Origin of the sequence: Serratia sp. JSRIV006 (assembly GCF_019968685.1) — a bacterium.
Classification (GTDB): domain Bacteria; phylum Pseudomonadota; class Gammaproteobacteria; order Enterobacterales; family Enterobacteriaceae; genus Chania; species Chania fonticola_B.
The window spans coordinates 3,455,540-3,470,317 of record NZ_CP074137.1; the positions used below are offsets into that span (position 1 = coordinate 3,455,540).

18 protein-coding genes are annotated in these 14,778 nt (G+C 57.3%); 3 read left to right on the plus strand and 15 right to left on the minus strand.

The window, feature by feature from the left end; all coding sequences use genetic code 11:
- The 7 genes from KGP16_RS16015 to flgB all read right to left on the minus strand — a co-directional run bounded on the left by KGP16_RS16015 (position 1) and on the right by flgB (position 5,215).
- A complete protein-coding gene (locus tag KGP16_RS16015) occupies positions 1 to 654 on the minus strand; it encodes a flagellar basal body L-ring protein FlgH (protein WP_051363241.1) in 654 nt (217 codons plus the stop codon).
- 125 nt (positions 655 to 779) lie between these two features.
- Positions 780 to 1,562 (minus strand): flagellar basal-body rod protein FlgG, encoded by a 783-nt coding sequence (gene flgG, locus KGP16_RS16020; protein WP_021180943.1) that lies wholly within the window; start codon positions 1,560 to 1,562, stop codon positions 780 to 782.
- Positions 1,563 to 1,579: 17 nt separating this feature from the next.
- Positions 1,580 to 2,335 (minus strand): flagellar basal body rod protein FlgF, encoded by a 756-nt coding sequence (locus tag KGP16_RS16025; RefSeq protein WP_021180942.1) that lies wholly within the window; start codon positions 2,333 to 2,335, stop codon positions 1,580 to 1,582.
- A gap of 12 nt (positions 2,336 to 2,347) precedes the next feature.
- Positions 2,348 to 3,586, minus strand: coding sequence for a flagellar hook protein FlgE (gene flgE / locus KGP16_RS16030; protein ID WP_021805714.1), 1,239 nt, complete (start codon positions 3,584 to 3,586; stop codon positions 2,348 to 2,350).
- Between the two features lie 79 nt (positions 3,587 to 3,665).
- Positions 3,666 to 4,376: a flagellar hook assembly protein FlgD gene (gene flgD / locus KGP16_RS16035; RefSeq protein WP_024528902.1), complete on the minus strand. Its 711-nt coding sequence runs from the start codon at positions 4,374 to 4,376 to the stop codon at positions 3,666 to 3,668.
- Between the two features lie 15 nt (positions 4,377 to 4,391).
- Positions 4,392 to 4,796 (minus strand): flagellar basal body rod protein FlgC, encoded by a 405-nt coding sequence (gene flgC / locus KGP16_RS16040; RefSeq protein WP_021180939.1) that lies wholly within the window; start codon positions 4,794 to 4,796, stop codon positions 4,392 to 4,394.
- A 5-nt stretch (positions 4,797 to 4,801) separates the two neighbouring features.
- Positions 4,802 to 5,215 (minus strand): flagellar basal body rod protein FlgB, encoded by a 414-nt coding sequence (gene flgB / locus KGP16_RS16045; RefSeq protein WP_021180938.1) that lies wholly within the window; start codon positions 5,213 to 5,215, stop codon positions 4,802 to 4,804.
- 162 nt (positions 5,216 to 5,377) lie between these two features.
- On the opposite strand from flgB, the gene flgA reads away from it, so the two are divergent.
- From flgA to KGP16_RS16060, 3 genes are all read left to right on the plus strand, one after another.
- The gene (gene flgA / locus KGP16_RS16050; protein ID WP_223499969.1) at positions 5,378 to 6,034 is read left to right on the plus strand and encodes a flagellar basal body P-ring formation chaperone FlgA; all 657 of its coding nucleotides are present in this window, start codon (positions 5,378 to 5,380) and stop codon (positions 6,032 to 6,034) included.
- Positions 6,035 to 6,156: 122 nt separating this feature from the next.
- Positions 6,157 to 6,468: a flagellar biosynthesis anti-sigma factor FlgM gene (gene flgM, locus KGP16_RS16055; protein ID WP_021805717.1), complete on the plus strand. Its 312-nt coding sequence runs from the start codon at positions 6,157 to 6,159 to the stop codon at positions 6,466 to 6,468.
- A 21-nt stretch (positions 6,469 to 6,489) separates the two neighbouring features.
- Positions 6,490 to 6,924 (plus strand): flagella synthesis protein FlgN, encoded by a 435-nt coding sequence (locus KGP16_RS16060; protein WP_021805718.1) that lies wholly within the window; start codon positions 6,490 to 6,492, stop codon positions 6,922 to 6,924.
- Positions 6,925 to 6,964: 40 nt separating this feature from the next.
- Here KGP16_RS16060 and KGP16_RS16065 read toward each other — a convergent pair whose 3' ends face one another.
- The 8 genes from KGP16_RS16065 to cheR all read right to left on the minus strand — a co-directional run bounded on the left by KGP16_RS16065 (position 6,965) and on the right by cheR (position 14,778).
- Positions 6,965 to 7,906, minus strand: coding sequence for an Rpn family recombination-promoting nuclease/putative transposase (locus tag KGP16_RS16065; RefSeq protein WP_371822640.1), 942 nt, complete (start codon positions 7,904 to 7,906; stop codon positions 6,965 to 6,967).
- An 83-nt stretch (positions 7,907 to 7,989) separates the two neighbouring features.
- Positions 7,990 to 8,391 carry a flagellar protein FlhE gene (locus KGP16_RS16070; protein WP_021180933.1) on the minus strand — a complete coding sequence of 134 codons (402 nt, stop codon included), beginning with the start codon at positions 8,389 to 8,391 and terminating at the stop codon, positions 7,990 to 7,992.
- The gene (gene flhA / locus KGP16_RS16075) at positions 8,391 to 10,469 is read right to left on the minus strand and encodes a flagellar biosynthesis protein FlhA (protein WP_021180932.1); all 2,079 of its coding nucleotides are present in this window, start codon (positions 10,467 to 10,469) and stop codon (positions 8,391 to 8,393) included. The genes KGP16_RS16070 and flhA overlap by 1 nt, the downstream gene beginning before the upstream one ends.
- Positions 10,462 to 11,604: a flagellar biosynthesis protein FlhB gene (flhB, locus tag KGP16_RS16080; protein ID WP_024485790.1), complete on the minus strand. Its 1,143-nt coding sequence runs from the start codon at positions 11,602 to 11,604 to the stop codon at positions 10,462 to 10,464. The genes flhA and flhB overlap by 8 nt, the downstream gene beginning before the upstream one ends.
- 154 nt (positions 11,605 to 11,758) lie before the next feature.
- Positions 11,759 to 12,403, minus strand: coding sequence for a protein phosphatase CheZ (gene cheZ / locus KGP16_RS16085; RefSeq protein ID WP_021180930.1), 645 nt, complete (start codon positions 12,401 to 12,403; stop codon positions 11,759 to 11,761).
- Positions 12,404 to 12,417: 14 nt separating this feature from the next.
- The gene (gene cheY / locus KGP16_RS16090; protein ID WP_021180929.1) at positions 12,418 to 12,807 is read right to left on the minus strand and encodes a chemotaxis response regulator CheY; all 390 of its coding nucleotides are present in this window, start codon (positions 12,805 to 12,807) and stop codon (positions 12,418 to 12,420) included.
- Positions 12,808 to 12,856: 49 nt separating this feature from the next.
- Positions 12,857 to 13,906 carry a chemotaxis response regulator protein-glutamate methylesterase gene (locus KGP16_RS16095; protein ID WP_021180928.1) on the minus strand — a complete coding sequence of 350 codons (1,050 nt, stop codon included), beginning with the start codon at positions 13,904 to 13,906 and terminating at the stop codon, positions 12,857 to 12,859.
- On the minus strand, positions 13,906 to 14,778 hold the full coding sequence (cheR, locus tag KGP16_RS16100) for a protein-glutamate O-methyltransferase CheR (protein WP_021180927.1): 873 nt from the start codon (positions 14,776 to 14,778) through the stop codon (positions 13,906 to 13,908). The genes KGP16_RS16095 and cheR overlap by 1 nt, the downstream gene beginning before the upstream one ends.

The window sequence follows — 14,778 nt, forward strand, 5'->3', positions numbered from 1 at the left end:
TTAGAACGGTGAAACATTTAAGAAGAAGCGCTGTAGCCACCCCATGGTCTGCGCTTCATTGATATAGCCGTTACCGACGTATTCAATACGCGCATCCGCCACCTGGGTGGACGTGACCGAGTTATTGCCACTGATGGTGCGGGGGTTAACCACACCGGAAAAACGGATGAACTCGGTGCCCTGATTGATGGCAATTTGCTTTTCGCCCACCACGTGCAGGTTGCCGTTGGCCAAGACCTGATTGACCGTGACGGTAATGGTGCCGTTAAAGGTGTTGTTGGCGTTGGCCCCGCCCTTGCCGCCGAAGGTGCTGTCGCCGGAGATATCCATATCGGCTCGCGCGTTACCAAGCAGCCCTTCGAGGTAACGCGGTGAAGTGGCTACGCCAAATTTGCTGGCCCCATTGCGGCTGGCGTTGGCGGATGAACTCTTGCTGGCACTGACGTTTTCTTGCAGCACGATGGTCAGGGTGTCGCCGATATTACGCGGGCGACGATCTTCAAACAGCGGCTGATAGCCGTAGTTCATCGGCTGTACCGTCTGGAAAATCGAACCGTTCGGCACCGGAGCGCCTGCCGGAGCGGGCTGAGCCGTGGTAGCTCCGTCAACCAGGGGGGTATGCGGAATATAGGCACAGCCGCCGACTGTCAGCATCAGCAGCCCGGCCAGGACGCGTTTGCCTTGCTGCGGCACGCTGGCCGCTAAAAAGGTGGTTACCACGGGTATCGCCTTTGTTGCTCAGGATAAGGATTACGGGCGCAGCACGCTGCGCCCGTCGATTACAGTTGCGTCAGCTTTTGCAGCATCTGGTCAGACGTTGATACCGCTTTGCTGTTGATCTCATAGGCGCGCTGGGTCTGGATCATGTTGACCAACTCTTCCGCCACGTTGACGTTAGAGGTTTCAACATAACCCTGATACAACAGGCCTGCCCCGTTGAGGCCAGGGGTACTTTCGTTAGGCGCACCGGAGCTTTCGGTTTCCTGGTACAGGTTTTCCCCCATGCTTTCCAGACCGCTATCGTTGATAAAGGTGGTCAACGTCAGTTGCCCGACCTGCTGCGCCGCCGTCTGGCCCTGCTGGGTCACGCTGACGATGCCATCACGGCCCACGGTAATGCTCAGGGCGTTGGCCGGAATGGTGATCGCCGGTTGCACCTGAAAACCACTGGCGGTCACCAACTGGCCATTCTGATCGATCTGGAATGAACCATCGCGGGTATAGGCCTGGGTGCCATCCGGCAATACCACCTGGAAGAAGCCCTGCCCCTTGATCGCCACGTCTTTGCTGTTGTTGGTCTGCGACAGGTTGCCCTGGCTGTGGATGCGCTCGGTCGCCACCGGACGTACGCCGGTACCAATCTGCAAACCGGAAGGCAGCGTAGTTTGCTCGGAAGACTGAGCCCCGGGCTGACGCATGGTCTGGTATAGCAGATCTTCAAACACCGCACGTTGGCGTTTAAACCCGTTGGTACTGACGTTCGCCAGGTTGTTGGCGATCACGTCCATATTGGTCTGCTGCGCATCCAGACCGGTTTTGGCAATCCATAAGGATGGGATCATGATTTATTCCTCTGCACTCAGCTCATTGACAGCAATGAGTTGGCGCGCTGTGCGTTTTCATCCACGCTGTGGATGACCTTCATTTGCATTTCGAACCGGCGGGCGTTGGCGATCATATCCACCATCGTCTCCAACGGTTTGACGTTGCTGCCCTCCAACACTCCCGGCATGATCCGCACATCGGGATCGTTCGGTAGTTGGTTGCCACGCTGCTGCTGAGCCTCGGCAGTCAGATGGAACAGGCCGTCGTCCCCGCGCACCACTTCCCGAGCATCGGCCTTCACCAGCTTCAGGCGGCCAATCTGGGAAATGGTGTTAGGCGGATCGCCCGGATTTAACGCCGAGATGGTGCCATCCGCCGCCAGCGTCAGTTCCGCCTGCGGCGGGGCTTCGATCGGCCCGCCATCGCCCATCAGCGGCACGCCCTGCACCATCAACTGCCCAGTGGAGGAGATCTGGATGCTGCCGTTACGGCTGTAGGCTTCGGTGCCGTCCGGCAGCCTTAGTGCCAGAAACCCGTCCTGCTGCAATGCCACATCCAGTGGCCGCCCGGTGTAGTTCAGCGGCCCTTGGCTCATGTCTGCCCCAGGCGTCGACGCAGCCACCAGCGTGCGCGTCTGCATGCTTGGCCCATCAACCGGCACCGCACGCAGCGCCGAAAGCTGTGCGCGGAACCCAGGAGTGGAGGCGTTGGCCAGGTTGTTGGCCGTGACCGACTGCTGCTCCAGCGTCTGCCGGGCCCCCCCCATCGCGGTATAAATCGCGTGATCCATAAATCAATCCTATTAGCGCAGGCTGACCAGCGTTTGCAGGATCGAATCCTGGGTTTTGATGGTTTGCGCGTTTGACTGGTAGTTACGCTGCGCGACGATCATGTTCACCAGTTCCTGACTCAGATCGACGTTGGAAGACTCCAGCGCGCCGCTGGTCAGTGAACCGAAACCGCCACCGCCCGCCAGGCCCACGCGTGGCTGACCTGAAGCACCGGTCTCCTTCCAGACGTTATCGCCCTGTGCGGCCAGCCCTTCCGGGTTGGAGAAGTTGGTCAACACGATCTGCCCCAGCAGTTGGGTCTGCTGGTTGTTGTATACCCCGACCACGGTGCCATCTTTGTTGATCTGGAAACCTTGGTATTCCCCGGTGGCGTAGCCGTCCTGGGAAATCTTGCTGACAGAGTCACTGCCGACGTTCTGTTGCAGGCTACCGGCAAAGCTCAGGTTAAAGTTTTGCGCCAGCGCGCCGTCTTTAGCCGACATTGGCACGACCAGGTTGAATGGCGTGGCGCTTGGTGTGCCATCTGGCTTCAACGTGCCGGTCAGCGTACCGCTGTTGTCAAAGTTCAGGCTGCCCGCTTTGGCAGACGGAGCACCCGGCACGCTGCCGTCCTGAGTGTAAACGTCCCACTTGTTATCAGCCGTTTTTACAAAGTAGGCGTTGATGTTATGTGCATTGCCTAGGGTGTCGTAGGTGGTAATGGTGTTGACGTAGTTAAACGAGTCGGTCTTGTTGGGATCGAACGGCGTCACCGCCGGTGGCTTATGGGTCGATTTCAGGTTGGCCACCATATTGCCGCTGGTGCTGGCTTTGGCGTTCATCATCCCTTCAGGAATGCTCAGCGGTACCGGATCGGCCCCCTGCTGGATGGTGGGCGGTGAGCCAGCCGCCGGGTAGCCGGTCAGGCTCAACCCTTGCATGTTGGTGATGTTGCGGTTGGCATCCATGATGAACTGCCCATTACGCGTATAGAAGATGCCGCCATCGGCGTCTTGCATACGGAAGAAGCCGTTCTGGCTGATGGCGATATCCATTGCCCGGTTGGTGTTGGTGGTAGTACCACCGTTGAAGTTCTGGGTGATCCCCGCCACTTTCACCCCTAGCCCGACCTGCGAGCCGGCAAACATATCGGCAAAGGATACGCTGCCGGATTTGAAGCCGTAGGTGGCGGAGTTGGCGATGTTGTTACCAATCACATCCAGGTTGGTTGCAGCCGCGTTTAAACCGCTGACCGCTTGAGAAAAAGCCATGTCGTTCTCCGAAATAGGTCATTTAAAAAGGTGTCTTCAGGATCGAGGGATCCATAGCCGACGTGGAAAATCACTGCGCTTAGTTTGACGAACCCAGTTTGGACAGGATCAGGCGCACGTCATCCAGCGTTGAAGTCCCCGCCACGCCCAGATCCAGTTTTGCCCCGTCCGTTCCGCGCGTGACGCCGTTAACCATGGCGAAACGCAGTGGCTGCGCCACCAACTGCTCACCGCCGTTTTTGGCGTTGATCGCCACGGTGTAAGAACCGTCGGGCGCATTGGTGCCATCTTCCAGCGAACCGTCCCAGGAGAAGGAGTGCACACCGGCGGTTAGCCCGCCCAGATCGATGGTGCGAACCACTTTGCCGGTGGCATCGCTGATGGTCGCCGTCACCGCATCGGCAGTGCGTTCCAGCTCGATGCCAAACGGCGTGGTGCTGACCTTGCCAGCGTCATTACCCACCAGGATCTCCTTGCCCGGCACCATCACACCGTGGCCAATCAGCGAACTGGCCTGGATTGACTGGTTGCCGCTGATCTGGCCGGAGATCGACCCCAGCGTGGTGTTGAGCTTCTCGATCCCACTAACCGTGTTGATTTGGGCCAGTTGGGTAGTCAGTTCGTTGTTTTGCATCGGGTTGGTGGGGTCCTGGTTTTTCAACTGGGCCACCAACAGCGTCAGGAAATTGTTGCTCAGATCCTGGCTGGTATTGCCATTAGCACCGCTTTTGGCGCCGGTACCGGCAATGCTGTTGTCGAGTGATTCATTGGTGGTGGCGGCAATGGCCATAAATAAAAGCTCCGGTTACTGACCCAGCGTCAGGGTTTTCATCAACATGGATTTGGTGGTATTCAACACTTCGACGTTGGCCTGATAGCTGCGCGAGGCCGAAATGGTGTTGACCATTTCCCCGACAACATCGACGTTGGGCATCCGCACATAGCCTTTGGCATCCGCCAGCGGGTTGCCCGGCTGAAACACCAAACGCTCCGGTGAGGGATCGTCAACCACCTGAGCGACACGCACGCCACCGGTCGACTGGCCCGGAGCTGCTGCAACCTCAAACACCACCTGTTTGGCCCGATAAGGCTGGCCATCCGGGCCGGTGGCGCTGTCGGCGTTGGCCATATTGCTGGCGCTGACGTTCAGACGTTGGGATTGTGCAGACAGGGCCGAGCCGGAAATATCAAAAATATTCAATAACGACATGGGAATTATCCTCCTTGCAGCACGGACATCATGCCTTTGATCTGGCCGTTCAACAGCGTCAGGTCGGTTTGATATTTCAGGCTGTTATCGGCAAAGTTGGTGCGTTCACGGTCCATATCCACCGTGTTGCCGTCCAGGGAAGGCTGATCCGGCACGCGGAACAGGAGATCCAGCGACGGTGGCTGCATATTCTGCGCCGGGATATGGCGTGCCGAGGTCAGATTCAGCGCCACGCCGCTGCCGTTGACGCGCCCCTGCGCCATAACCTTGTTCAGTTGGCTGGCGAAATCGATATCACGAGCCTGATAGCCCGGCGTATCTGCGTTGGCGATGTTGGCCGCCAGGATTTCCTGCCGCTGGGCGCGCAGGTTCAGCGCCTCCTGGCCAAAACGCAGAGCAGCGTCCAATTTGTCGAGCATGCTCCCTCCGCGAGGTTAGAATTTGGAGCCGACAGCATAAACGCCCTACCTGTCAGCCTATCGTGGGAATAAGGGCAAAATGCGTCGCTATTTGTCTGCTTAGCCTGCGCGCGTAACGGTTACACTTGTTCCCCTGTGGTCGCTGCGTCTGTGAGGCAAAATATGAAAAGGATCCTGCTGTTGGTCGGCTTGCTGATCGGCCTGAACGCACACGCCGAGGGCCTGGACGGACAGGTGGAGAGCTTTATCAAGTCCCAATTTGCCACCGGTGCCAACGTGACCGACGTCAAAGTGTTGGTGCGCACGCCAGCAAGCCGTTGGCCGCAGTGTGAGTTGCCGCAGCTTTCGATGCCTCAGAATGCTCGCCGCTGGGGTAACATCAGCATCTCGGCCCGTTGTGGCCAGGAGCGGCGTTTCATTCAGGCACAGGTGCAGCTGATGGGGCATTATCTGGTGGCCGCACGGGGGATCAGTGCGGGCAGCAAACTCACTGCAGATGATATCAAGCTGAAAACCGGCCGATTAGACACCCTGCCGCCACGTACCCTGACCGATAACGCCAAGGCGATCGGTGCCGTCAGCCTGCGCAATATCAGCCCTGGGCAGCCGTTGAATACGGTCATGCTAAGACGGGCCTGGGCGGTCAAGGCCGGGCAAACGGTACAGGTGTTGGCGCAGGGTGATGGTTTTAATATCAGCGGTGCTGGGAAAGCGATGACCAACGCCGCCGCCGAAGACAGCGTGCGCGTACGCATGGTCTCCGGGCAGATTGTTAGCGGCATTGCCAATGTTGATGGCACAATTCGTATTACTTTATAAAAAAATAAAGCTTTGCCAATACTTGTCGATAACAAAGTCATAGCAGCACTTATCCGGCCACCAGGGCCACAGATTTGAACTCCCCGTTGCCTAGGCGACGGTGGTACAGATGGAGATTGAACATGAGTATCGATCGTACCCAACGGTTGCAACCCGTGCCCACGGTACAGCCGCGAGAAACACAATCAGACAACGCAGTTCAGGCGCGCAAAAAAGTCACGGCGGAAACCTCGGTCAGCGGTACCCAGGTTAAGCTGAGTGATGCACAGGCCCGCCTGATGCAGCCGGGCAGCCAAGATATCAATATGGAGCGAGTGGAAAGCATCAAGCAGGCGATCCGCAACGGCGAATTGAAGATGGATACCGGCAAGATTGCCGATGCCTTGTTACAAGACGTGCAAAGCGAATGGCAGTCCGGCGCCGATCGGGGTTAACACCAAGGGTGAGTCATTGATATGGAAAACCTGGCACAATTGCTGGATAAGCTGCTGGACACCTTGCAGGCGTTAGGCACGGTGCAGACGGAAGAGCACGCTTTACTGTGCTCGAAAACTTTGGCTGGCGTGGCTTTGCAGCGCGTGACAGATGCTAAAAGCCAACTGCTGGCGACGGTCAATTATCTGGACCAACAGCGGCTGGAGATGGAACGGCTGCAACACTGCCAAGCACCTTATGAGGGCCAACCGCAGTTGGCGTCCCGCTGGCAGCAAGTGCAACAGCAAAGCCTGCAACTGCGCGAACAGAATCACCATAACGGCATGCTGCTCAATCACCATATTGAGCACAATACGCAGGCGCTGGCGATTTTAAACAAGCAGAATAAATCTCTGTACGGCCCCGATGGTCAGTCCCGTGCGGGGAGCCTGCTGGGCCGTAAGATTGGGGTTTGAACACGATCAACCAACTAACACCGGCAATTTCCCACAGATGTTAGTGGTGAAGTTGTGCCAAATCGTCTGCGGAAAGGCCGGTTAATTTCATCACTACAGCACGGTCAAAGCCATCGGCCAGCATGGCACTCGCTATGTTCAAGACGGTTGCCCGTGCCTGCTCCATACCCTTCTCAATACCTTGTTCGATACCTTGCTCCATGCCTTTCTTGAAGCCTTTTTGCTCGAGATATTCTGCAATGGTCATCAATTCCTCCTCGTGCCGTGGCGTACGACGGGCCAACTCACGGATCAGCTTATCCGGTTCGGTCGTGTTCCCCACCTGCAACATGTAGTTCACCAACGAGATCAATTGCTCATTGGTAGTGTACCCAAACGATAATAATGTGACCAGTCGTTCCTTTATTTCGAATAGGTCACGCTGGCGCACGTGTTTTTGCAGCAGTTCCAAGGTAGCCATACGGCGGTGCTGCATGATGTCATCGTCCGGTATGACGGTGACGTCAACCAATGGGAAATGTCCAGCATAAAGCTGCCTGGCCAAATCAGGTTCACTGAATTCTTCCAGCCAGCTCATCGAATAGGGATAAGGCGTCACCTGGCCGTGATAAAACAGGGTTGGGATCACTAGGGGAAGTTGATCGTGACCCGTATCAAGGTGGCGTTGCATTGCAGCGATCGCATAACGTATTAAACGAAATGCCATATGCTTATCAGGGCTGCTTTGGTGTTCGATCAAAACGTATACATACGCGTCTCCCCTCTCAGTACGTAATGAGTAGAGCACGTCAGAGTAACTGGCTCGCAGATTGCTTTCGATAAAACTGCCGGATTCAAGTTTTAGCGTACTCAAATCGCAATATTGCAGCAAGACCGACGGCAGGTGTAACTCCAGAAAGTCTCTGGCCGTGTCTGGGTGAGTGAGGAACTTTTTAAATACCGCGTCATGCGAAACAGAGGTGGTTTTTTTCATGTTGGTCATCCTGGACTTAACATGAAAAAACCTACCACAGGCTTTTATTACTTCACATTACTGCCGCCTTAATGCTGGATCCGACTCGCAACTCATTGGTAATTCACAATCACCTGATTAGAAATCGCCCGCAGCGGAGGGTTTAACGCGCCGCGAGACTTCACGTAATAAATGAAGCGGAACTCGCTGTCTGCGGGAATACCGTTGAAAGCCTCACTGCGGCCACTGCCCGCGCCGAGCGGTAGGCAGCGTGACGAGGTGCAAAGCTGTACCTCTAATCCGGCAGGCGCACCTGCCAGCAACTGATAACGCCAGCTTACACTGGTCACCCGAGCCTCGGCCGCCGGTGGATTAGCTGGCCGCAGGCTGGGGGAGACATCACGCACGCTCCCCGTTTCCAGCGTGACGCCGCTGGCATCGGCAGCCCAAGACCCCGACACCGCTTGCGCAGCCAGCGGAGCGAACAACACCAACAAAGGAAGGAAAGCTTTCATCAGGCGGCTCCTATGGTTGAGGTCATGCGGATCTGACGCTCATCGTTGATTTCCAGGTTCGACAGCACCACCAGCTGCGGCAAGGTACGGCGCAGGAAGCGCGCCAGCAGGGCACGTAACGCGTGGTTTACCAGCAGCACCGGCGGTGCACTGAGCATTTCCTGACGTTGCAGCGCCTGCCTGGCCTGATCCAACAAGCGGTCCGCCAGCCCCGGCTCAAGACCTCCGCCCCCTTGCAGGGCCTGCAACAGCAGGCGCTCAAGCGGCGTATCCAGACCAATGACCTGGATCTCACCGTTACCCGGGAACCACTGCTGAGTGATAGCCCGCCCAAGCGCCACCCGCACCACGGAGGTCAGTTCGAAAGGATCGCTTTGCGTTGGCGCATGTTCCGCCAGCGTTTCTATGATGGTACGCATATCGCGAATCGACACCCGCTCAGCCAGCAGATTCTGTAGCACCTTGTGCAGCGTAGTCAGCGAAACTACACCAGGCACAAAATCTTCCGTCAGCTTCGGCATTTCCTGCGAGACACGATCCAACAGTTGCTGGGTTTCCTGGCGACCAAACAGCTCGCTGGCAAACTGACCAAGCAAATGGTTGAGGTGAGTGGCGACTACGGTGCTGGCTTCAACCACCGTGAACCCCTGGATCTGCGCCTGTTCACGCAGCGCGCTATCGATCCACACCGCCTCCAGCCCGAAGGCCGGATCGACGGTTTTGTCACCGGCCAGCTCACCCACCGCATTGCCCGGATTTATCGCCAGCCAGCGCCCCGGATGTGCCTCACCGCTACCGATCTCCACCCCTTTCATCAGAATGCGGTAACTGGCCGCAGACAGTTCGAGGTTGTCGCGAATATGCACCACCGGTGGCAAATAGCCCGTGTCCTGAGCGAATTTTTTACGGATGCCACGAATACGCCCCAGCAGCTCGCCGTTTTGCTGAAAGTCCACCATAGGGATCAGGCGGTAACCGACTTCCATGCCCAACGGATCCTCCAGCTGTACATCAGACCAACTGGCCTCTACCGCCTGCGGATTTTCCTGCGGCAGCGGCGGTTCTTTGACTTTCGGCGCCTGCTGTTCACGCCCGCGCAGCCGCCAAGCCAACGCCAGCAGTGCCGCCGTAAACAGCAGGAACACCAGGTTTGGCATCCCCGGAACCATCCCCAACAGCCCCAACACCGCAGCACTCAACACCATCACGCGCGGATTGTTGAACAACTGGTTGACCATCTGCTCGCCAACGTCCTCATCGGTCGCTACGCGAGTGACGATCACACCGGCCGCCGTCGAGATCACCAACGCCGGGATCTGGGCAACCAGGCCATCACCGATGGTCAGCAAGGTATAGGTTTCAGCCGCGGTACCCAACTCCATGCCGTGCTGGATCACGCCGACCAACAGGCCGCCTACTACGTTAATCACCATGATCATCAAGCCTGCTACCGCGTCACCGCGCACAAACTTGCTGGCCCCGTCCATCGAACCGTAGAAATCCGCTTCCTGCGTCACTTCGGAACGGCGCTTTTTAGCCTCGTCTTCGCCGATCAGCCCGGCGTTCAGATCGGCATCGATCGCCATCTGTTTGCCCGGCATCCCATCAAGGACAAAACGGGCACCCACTTCGGCAATACGCCCGGCCCCTTTGGTGATCACCATAAAGTTGATCAGCACCAGGATGATAAACACCACGATACCGATGGCGAAGTTGCCCCCCACCAGGAAGTGACCGAACGCTTCAACCACCCGCCCCGCCGCCGCCGCACCGGTATGCCCCTCCATCAGGATGATCCTCGTGGAAGCGACGTTCAGCGATAGGCGTAACAGGGTTGAGAACAGCAGGATGGTTGGGAATGCGGCGAACTCCAGCGTCCGCTGGGTAAACATCGCCACCAACAGCACCATGATCGACAAGGCAATATTGAAGGTAAACAGCAGATCGAGGATAAATGCCGGTAATGGCAGCACCATCATCGACAGGATCATCAGGATCAGTATCGGGCCAGCTAGCACCTGCCACTGCGTATCTTTAAAATTACCCGGCAAACGAAGCAGGGAGGCCAAATTAGCCATCTGAGTTATTCTCTCCAGCAAAATCCAGTGCTTCCGGCACCGGTAAACGTTGAGGTTTTTTCGGGATCAGGCCACCTTCACGCTGCCAACGGCGCAGCTGGTAGACCCAGGCCAGGACCTCGGCCACCGCGGCATACAAGGTCGTGGGAATGTGTTGCCCAATCTCACTGTGACGGTATAGCGCCCGCGCCAGCGGCGGAGCTTCCAGGGTTGGAATACGGTGTTCGTTCGCCAATTCACGGATACGCAAGGCAATCTCCCCTGCCCCTTTGGCAAGGACTTTTGGCGCACTCATGTTCTTGTCGTTGTATTGCAATGCCACGGCGTAATGTGTCGGGTTGGTGACGATCACGTCGGCCTTCGGCACGTCGGACATCATGCGGCGGCGAGAGATGGCCCGCTGTTGCTGGCGAATACGCCCTTTGACATGGGGATCGCCTTCCTGCTGCTTATGTTCGTCGCGGATTTCCTGCTTGGTCATCTTCAATTTCTTGAAGTGGCTCCATAGCTGATAAAACACGTCGAAGGCCACCATTGGCACCAACCCAAGGACGATCAACATACCGCAGAAAATCACGATCTGTAGCGCATTGCGCAGTGCATCCTGCGGCTGCTGCGTAACCAGATGCAGCATCGCCGCCCAGTTGTGCCACAGGTAAAGCCCTGCCACCCAACCCACCAGCGTCGCTTTGAGAATGGCCTTCAGCAACTCTGCCAGCACCTGGGTCGAGAACATCCGTTTTAATCCGGAGATAGGGTTCATGCGCTTGGCATCAAACTTAAGGCTGAAGCCCACGCCGCCCAGTAGCATCGGGGCCGACAGCGCCACCAGCACCAATCCGGCCAGGATCGGCATCAGCGCCCACACCGCTTGACGCAGTAACATCGCAAACTGGCGCAGCATCTGCTTATCGTTGCTGACCATGTTGTGATCAAAATGCAGTCCTTCCGATAACATCCTCGCCAACTGTTGCGCCATATGGCCACCCGCGACCCACAAGATCGACAACCCCGCAATCAGCATCAGGATCGAGGTCAGCTCGCGCGAACGCGCAATCTGCCCCTCTTCACGCGCCTTTTCCAGCCGGTGGGGTGTGGGGGCCTCAGTTTTTTCCATATCACTGTCTTCGGCCAAGGCGAGGGTTCCCATTGCGTGCGAAGAATAGAATTGCCGCCAGCATGCCAAAAAAATGCGGATTTCATTGCGGGAACAACGGCGCAAAAGGCCGGTTATTTCGGGGATGGGCTAGCGAAAAGATTTAGGGCGCAGTGTGCGCCCTAATAAATGATCAAAAACCCAGGCTGTCGAGCAGATCGTCCACCTGGGCCTGATTGGCAATTACGCCAGCCCCGTTCTGATCCAGCTGCGGGCCATTGAGCAGGCTGTCGTTCGGCCTTTTCTCTTTGGCTGGCTGATCCGGGATGTTTTCCATCAGTACCATCAGCAGTTGCTTTTCAATCTCCTGCACCACGTCCATCATGCGCTTGATCACCTGGCCGGTAAGATCCTGGAAATCCTGCGCCATCATGATCTCCAGCAACTGGGCGTTGGTGAATGCGGTGTGTTCCGGCACCCGATCCAGATACTGACGGGTATCCGTCACCAGTGAACGGGCATCAGCCAGCTCGATGGGATTGGCAAACCACTCGTCCCAGCGCCCTTTTAGCATATTGGCCTGCGACTCCAACTCCGCCTGGCGGGGTTGTGCCGCTTCCACGCAGTTGAGCGCTCGTTCCGCCGCCTGCGCCGTCATGGTGACCACATAATCAAGACGGTCGCGTGCGTCCGGGATCGCTTCGGCAGCCTGAGCGATAGCCTGATCTAGCCCCAGCTCACGCATGCTGTCACGCAGCATGCGGGTCAGTTGACCGATACGGGAGATGATCTCACCCGCTGTCGCTGCATCGCTGGCAGGCATTGGAATATCTCTCATCGCCCTCTCCTTTTTTACATGCCCAGTTTTTCAAAGATCTTGTTGAGCTTCTCTTCCAGCGTCGCCGCCGTGAAGGGTTTCACCACGTAACCGCTGGCACCCGCCTGAGCGGCAGCAATAATGTTCTCTTTCTTGGCTTCCGCCGTCACCATCAATACCGGCATTGACGCCAGCGCGCCGTCAGCACGGATGGTTTGCAGCAGCTCGAGGCCATCCATGTTCGGCATATTCCAGTCTGATACCACGAAATCGAAGCTGCCGGCGCGCAGTTTGTTCAACGCATCCGCCCCGTCTTCCGCCTCTTCGACGTTGTTAAAACCCAGTTCTTTCAGCAAATTTCTGACGATGCGGCGCATGGTGGAAAAATCATCCACCACCAGAAATTTAAGGTTTTTGTCTGCCATTATTGCTCCTAAGGTTAATCGTTTTTGCCCCGAGGTTCGGGGCATAACATCAAATACGCAGCGCCTGACCACCCGCGATCTGCGCCAACATGCGTTGGCTCATGCGCTCCAATTCCACTACTTCATTGACTCCGCCGGTGGCAATAGCCTCACGTGGCATGCCAAACACCACACAGCTGGCTTCGTTCTGCGCCAGGGTGTACGCCCCGGCACGGTGCATTTCCAGCATGCCTGCCGCACCGTCATTCCCCATGCCGGTGAGGATCACCCCCACCGCATTGCGCCCGGCAAACTGGGCCACCGAGCGGAACAGCACATCGACCGAAGGACGATGCCGGTTCACCGGCGGGCCATCATGCAGCCGAACCTGATAGTTGGCGCCGCTGCGCGTCAGCTCCAGATGACGATCTCCCGGCGCGATATAGGCATGGCCCGGCAAGACGCGCTCGCCGTCTTCGGCTTCTTTCACCGTGATCTGGCACAGCTTGTTGAGCCGCTCGGCAAATGAACGGGTAAAACCGGGCGGCATATGCTGGGTGATCAATAACGCCGGGCTGGTAGCCGGTAACGGCTGCAAGACGTGGCGGATTGCCTCAGTCCCTCCGGTAGACGCCCCGATAGCGATCAGCTTCTCACTGCTCAACAACGGCGTATGGCTGAGGATCTCCGGAGCCGGTGCCGTTGAACGCTGTGGCAGACGCGCCTTGGCCGCCGTGCGGATTTTTTCGGCAATCAACTCGCTATAGGCCAGCATGCCTTCGCGGATCCCGAGTTGCGGCTTGGTGACAAAATCCACCGCGCCCAGTTCCAACGCCCGTAGGGTGATCTCCGATCCCTTTCCGGTCAGCGACGACACCATCACCACCGGCATCGGCCGCAGGCGCATCAGTTTCTCCAGAAAATCCAGCCCGTCCATACGCGGCATTTCGACGTCCAGCGTCAGCACCTGCGGGTTGAATTTCTTGATCAGATCGCGCGCCACCAGCGGATCGGGGGCGGTCGCCACCATCTCCATATCGGGATGGCTATTGACAATCTCGGTCATCAGCTGCCGCATCAGGGCAGAGTCGTCTACGCTTAATACGCTGATTTTATTCATTACCTCTCCTTGGTCAGGCCATACACGGTCTGCCCACGCAAGTAGAAATCCCGGCTGATCTGGCTGAAGTTTTCGGAATGGCCGGCAAACATCAGGCCCCCCGGTTTAAGCAGCGGCACAAAGCGCCGCAAAATGCGCTCTTGTGTTTCCTTGTCAAAATAGATCATCACGTTACGGCAAAATATCGCATCAAACTGCCCCGGCAACGCCCATTCAGGGGCCAGCAGATTGAGCGGCTGAAAATGCACCTGTGCCGCCAGTTCTGGCCGAACCCGTACCAGACCATGGTGAGGCCCGGTCCCTCGCAGGAAATAACGCTGCATCTGCGCCGGTGTCAGGGTCCGCAGATCTTCCTGGCGATACACCCCCGCTTCGGCCTTTTCCAATACCTGAGTATCGATATCGCTGGCCCACACCTGCGTTCCCGTCGCCCTCTGCCCTAGCGCCTCATTCAAGGTAATGGCAATCGAGTAAGGCTCCTCACCGGTCGAGGCGGCGGTACTCCACACGCTGTAGCCGTTGGGCCGCGAACGCGCATGTTCCGCCAGGATCGGGAAATGATGCGCCTCACGGAAAAACGCCGTCAGGTTGGTGGTCAGGGCGTTGATGAATGCCTGCCATTCAGCGCTGTTGCTATCGCTTTCCAACAACACCAGATAGCTACCAAAATCGGGTATTCCCAGCAGCCGCAGACGACGCACCAGACGGTTGTAAACCATCTCGCGTTTGTGCTCTGCCAGCACAATACCGGCACGCTGATAGATCAACTGGCTGATCCGTCGGAAATGCACATCCGACAGGGGCAGCCGTTGCACCATCTGCGTCAACAAAGACGCAGACTCTTTATTGGTGGGTGAAGAGGAACCACTCAT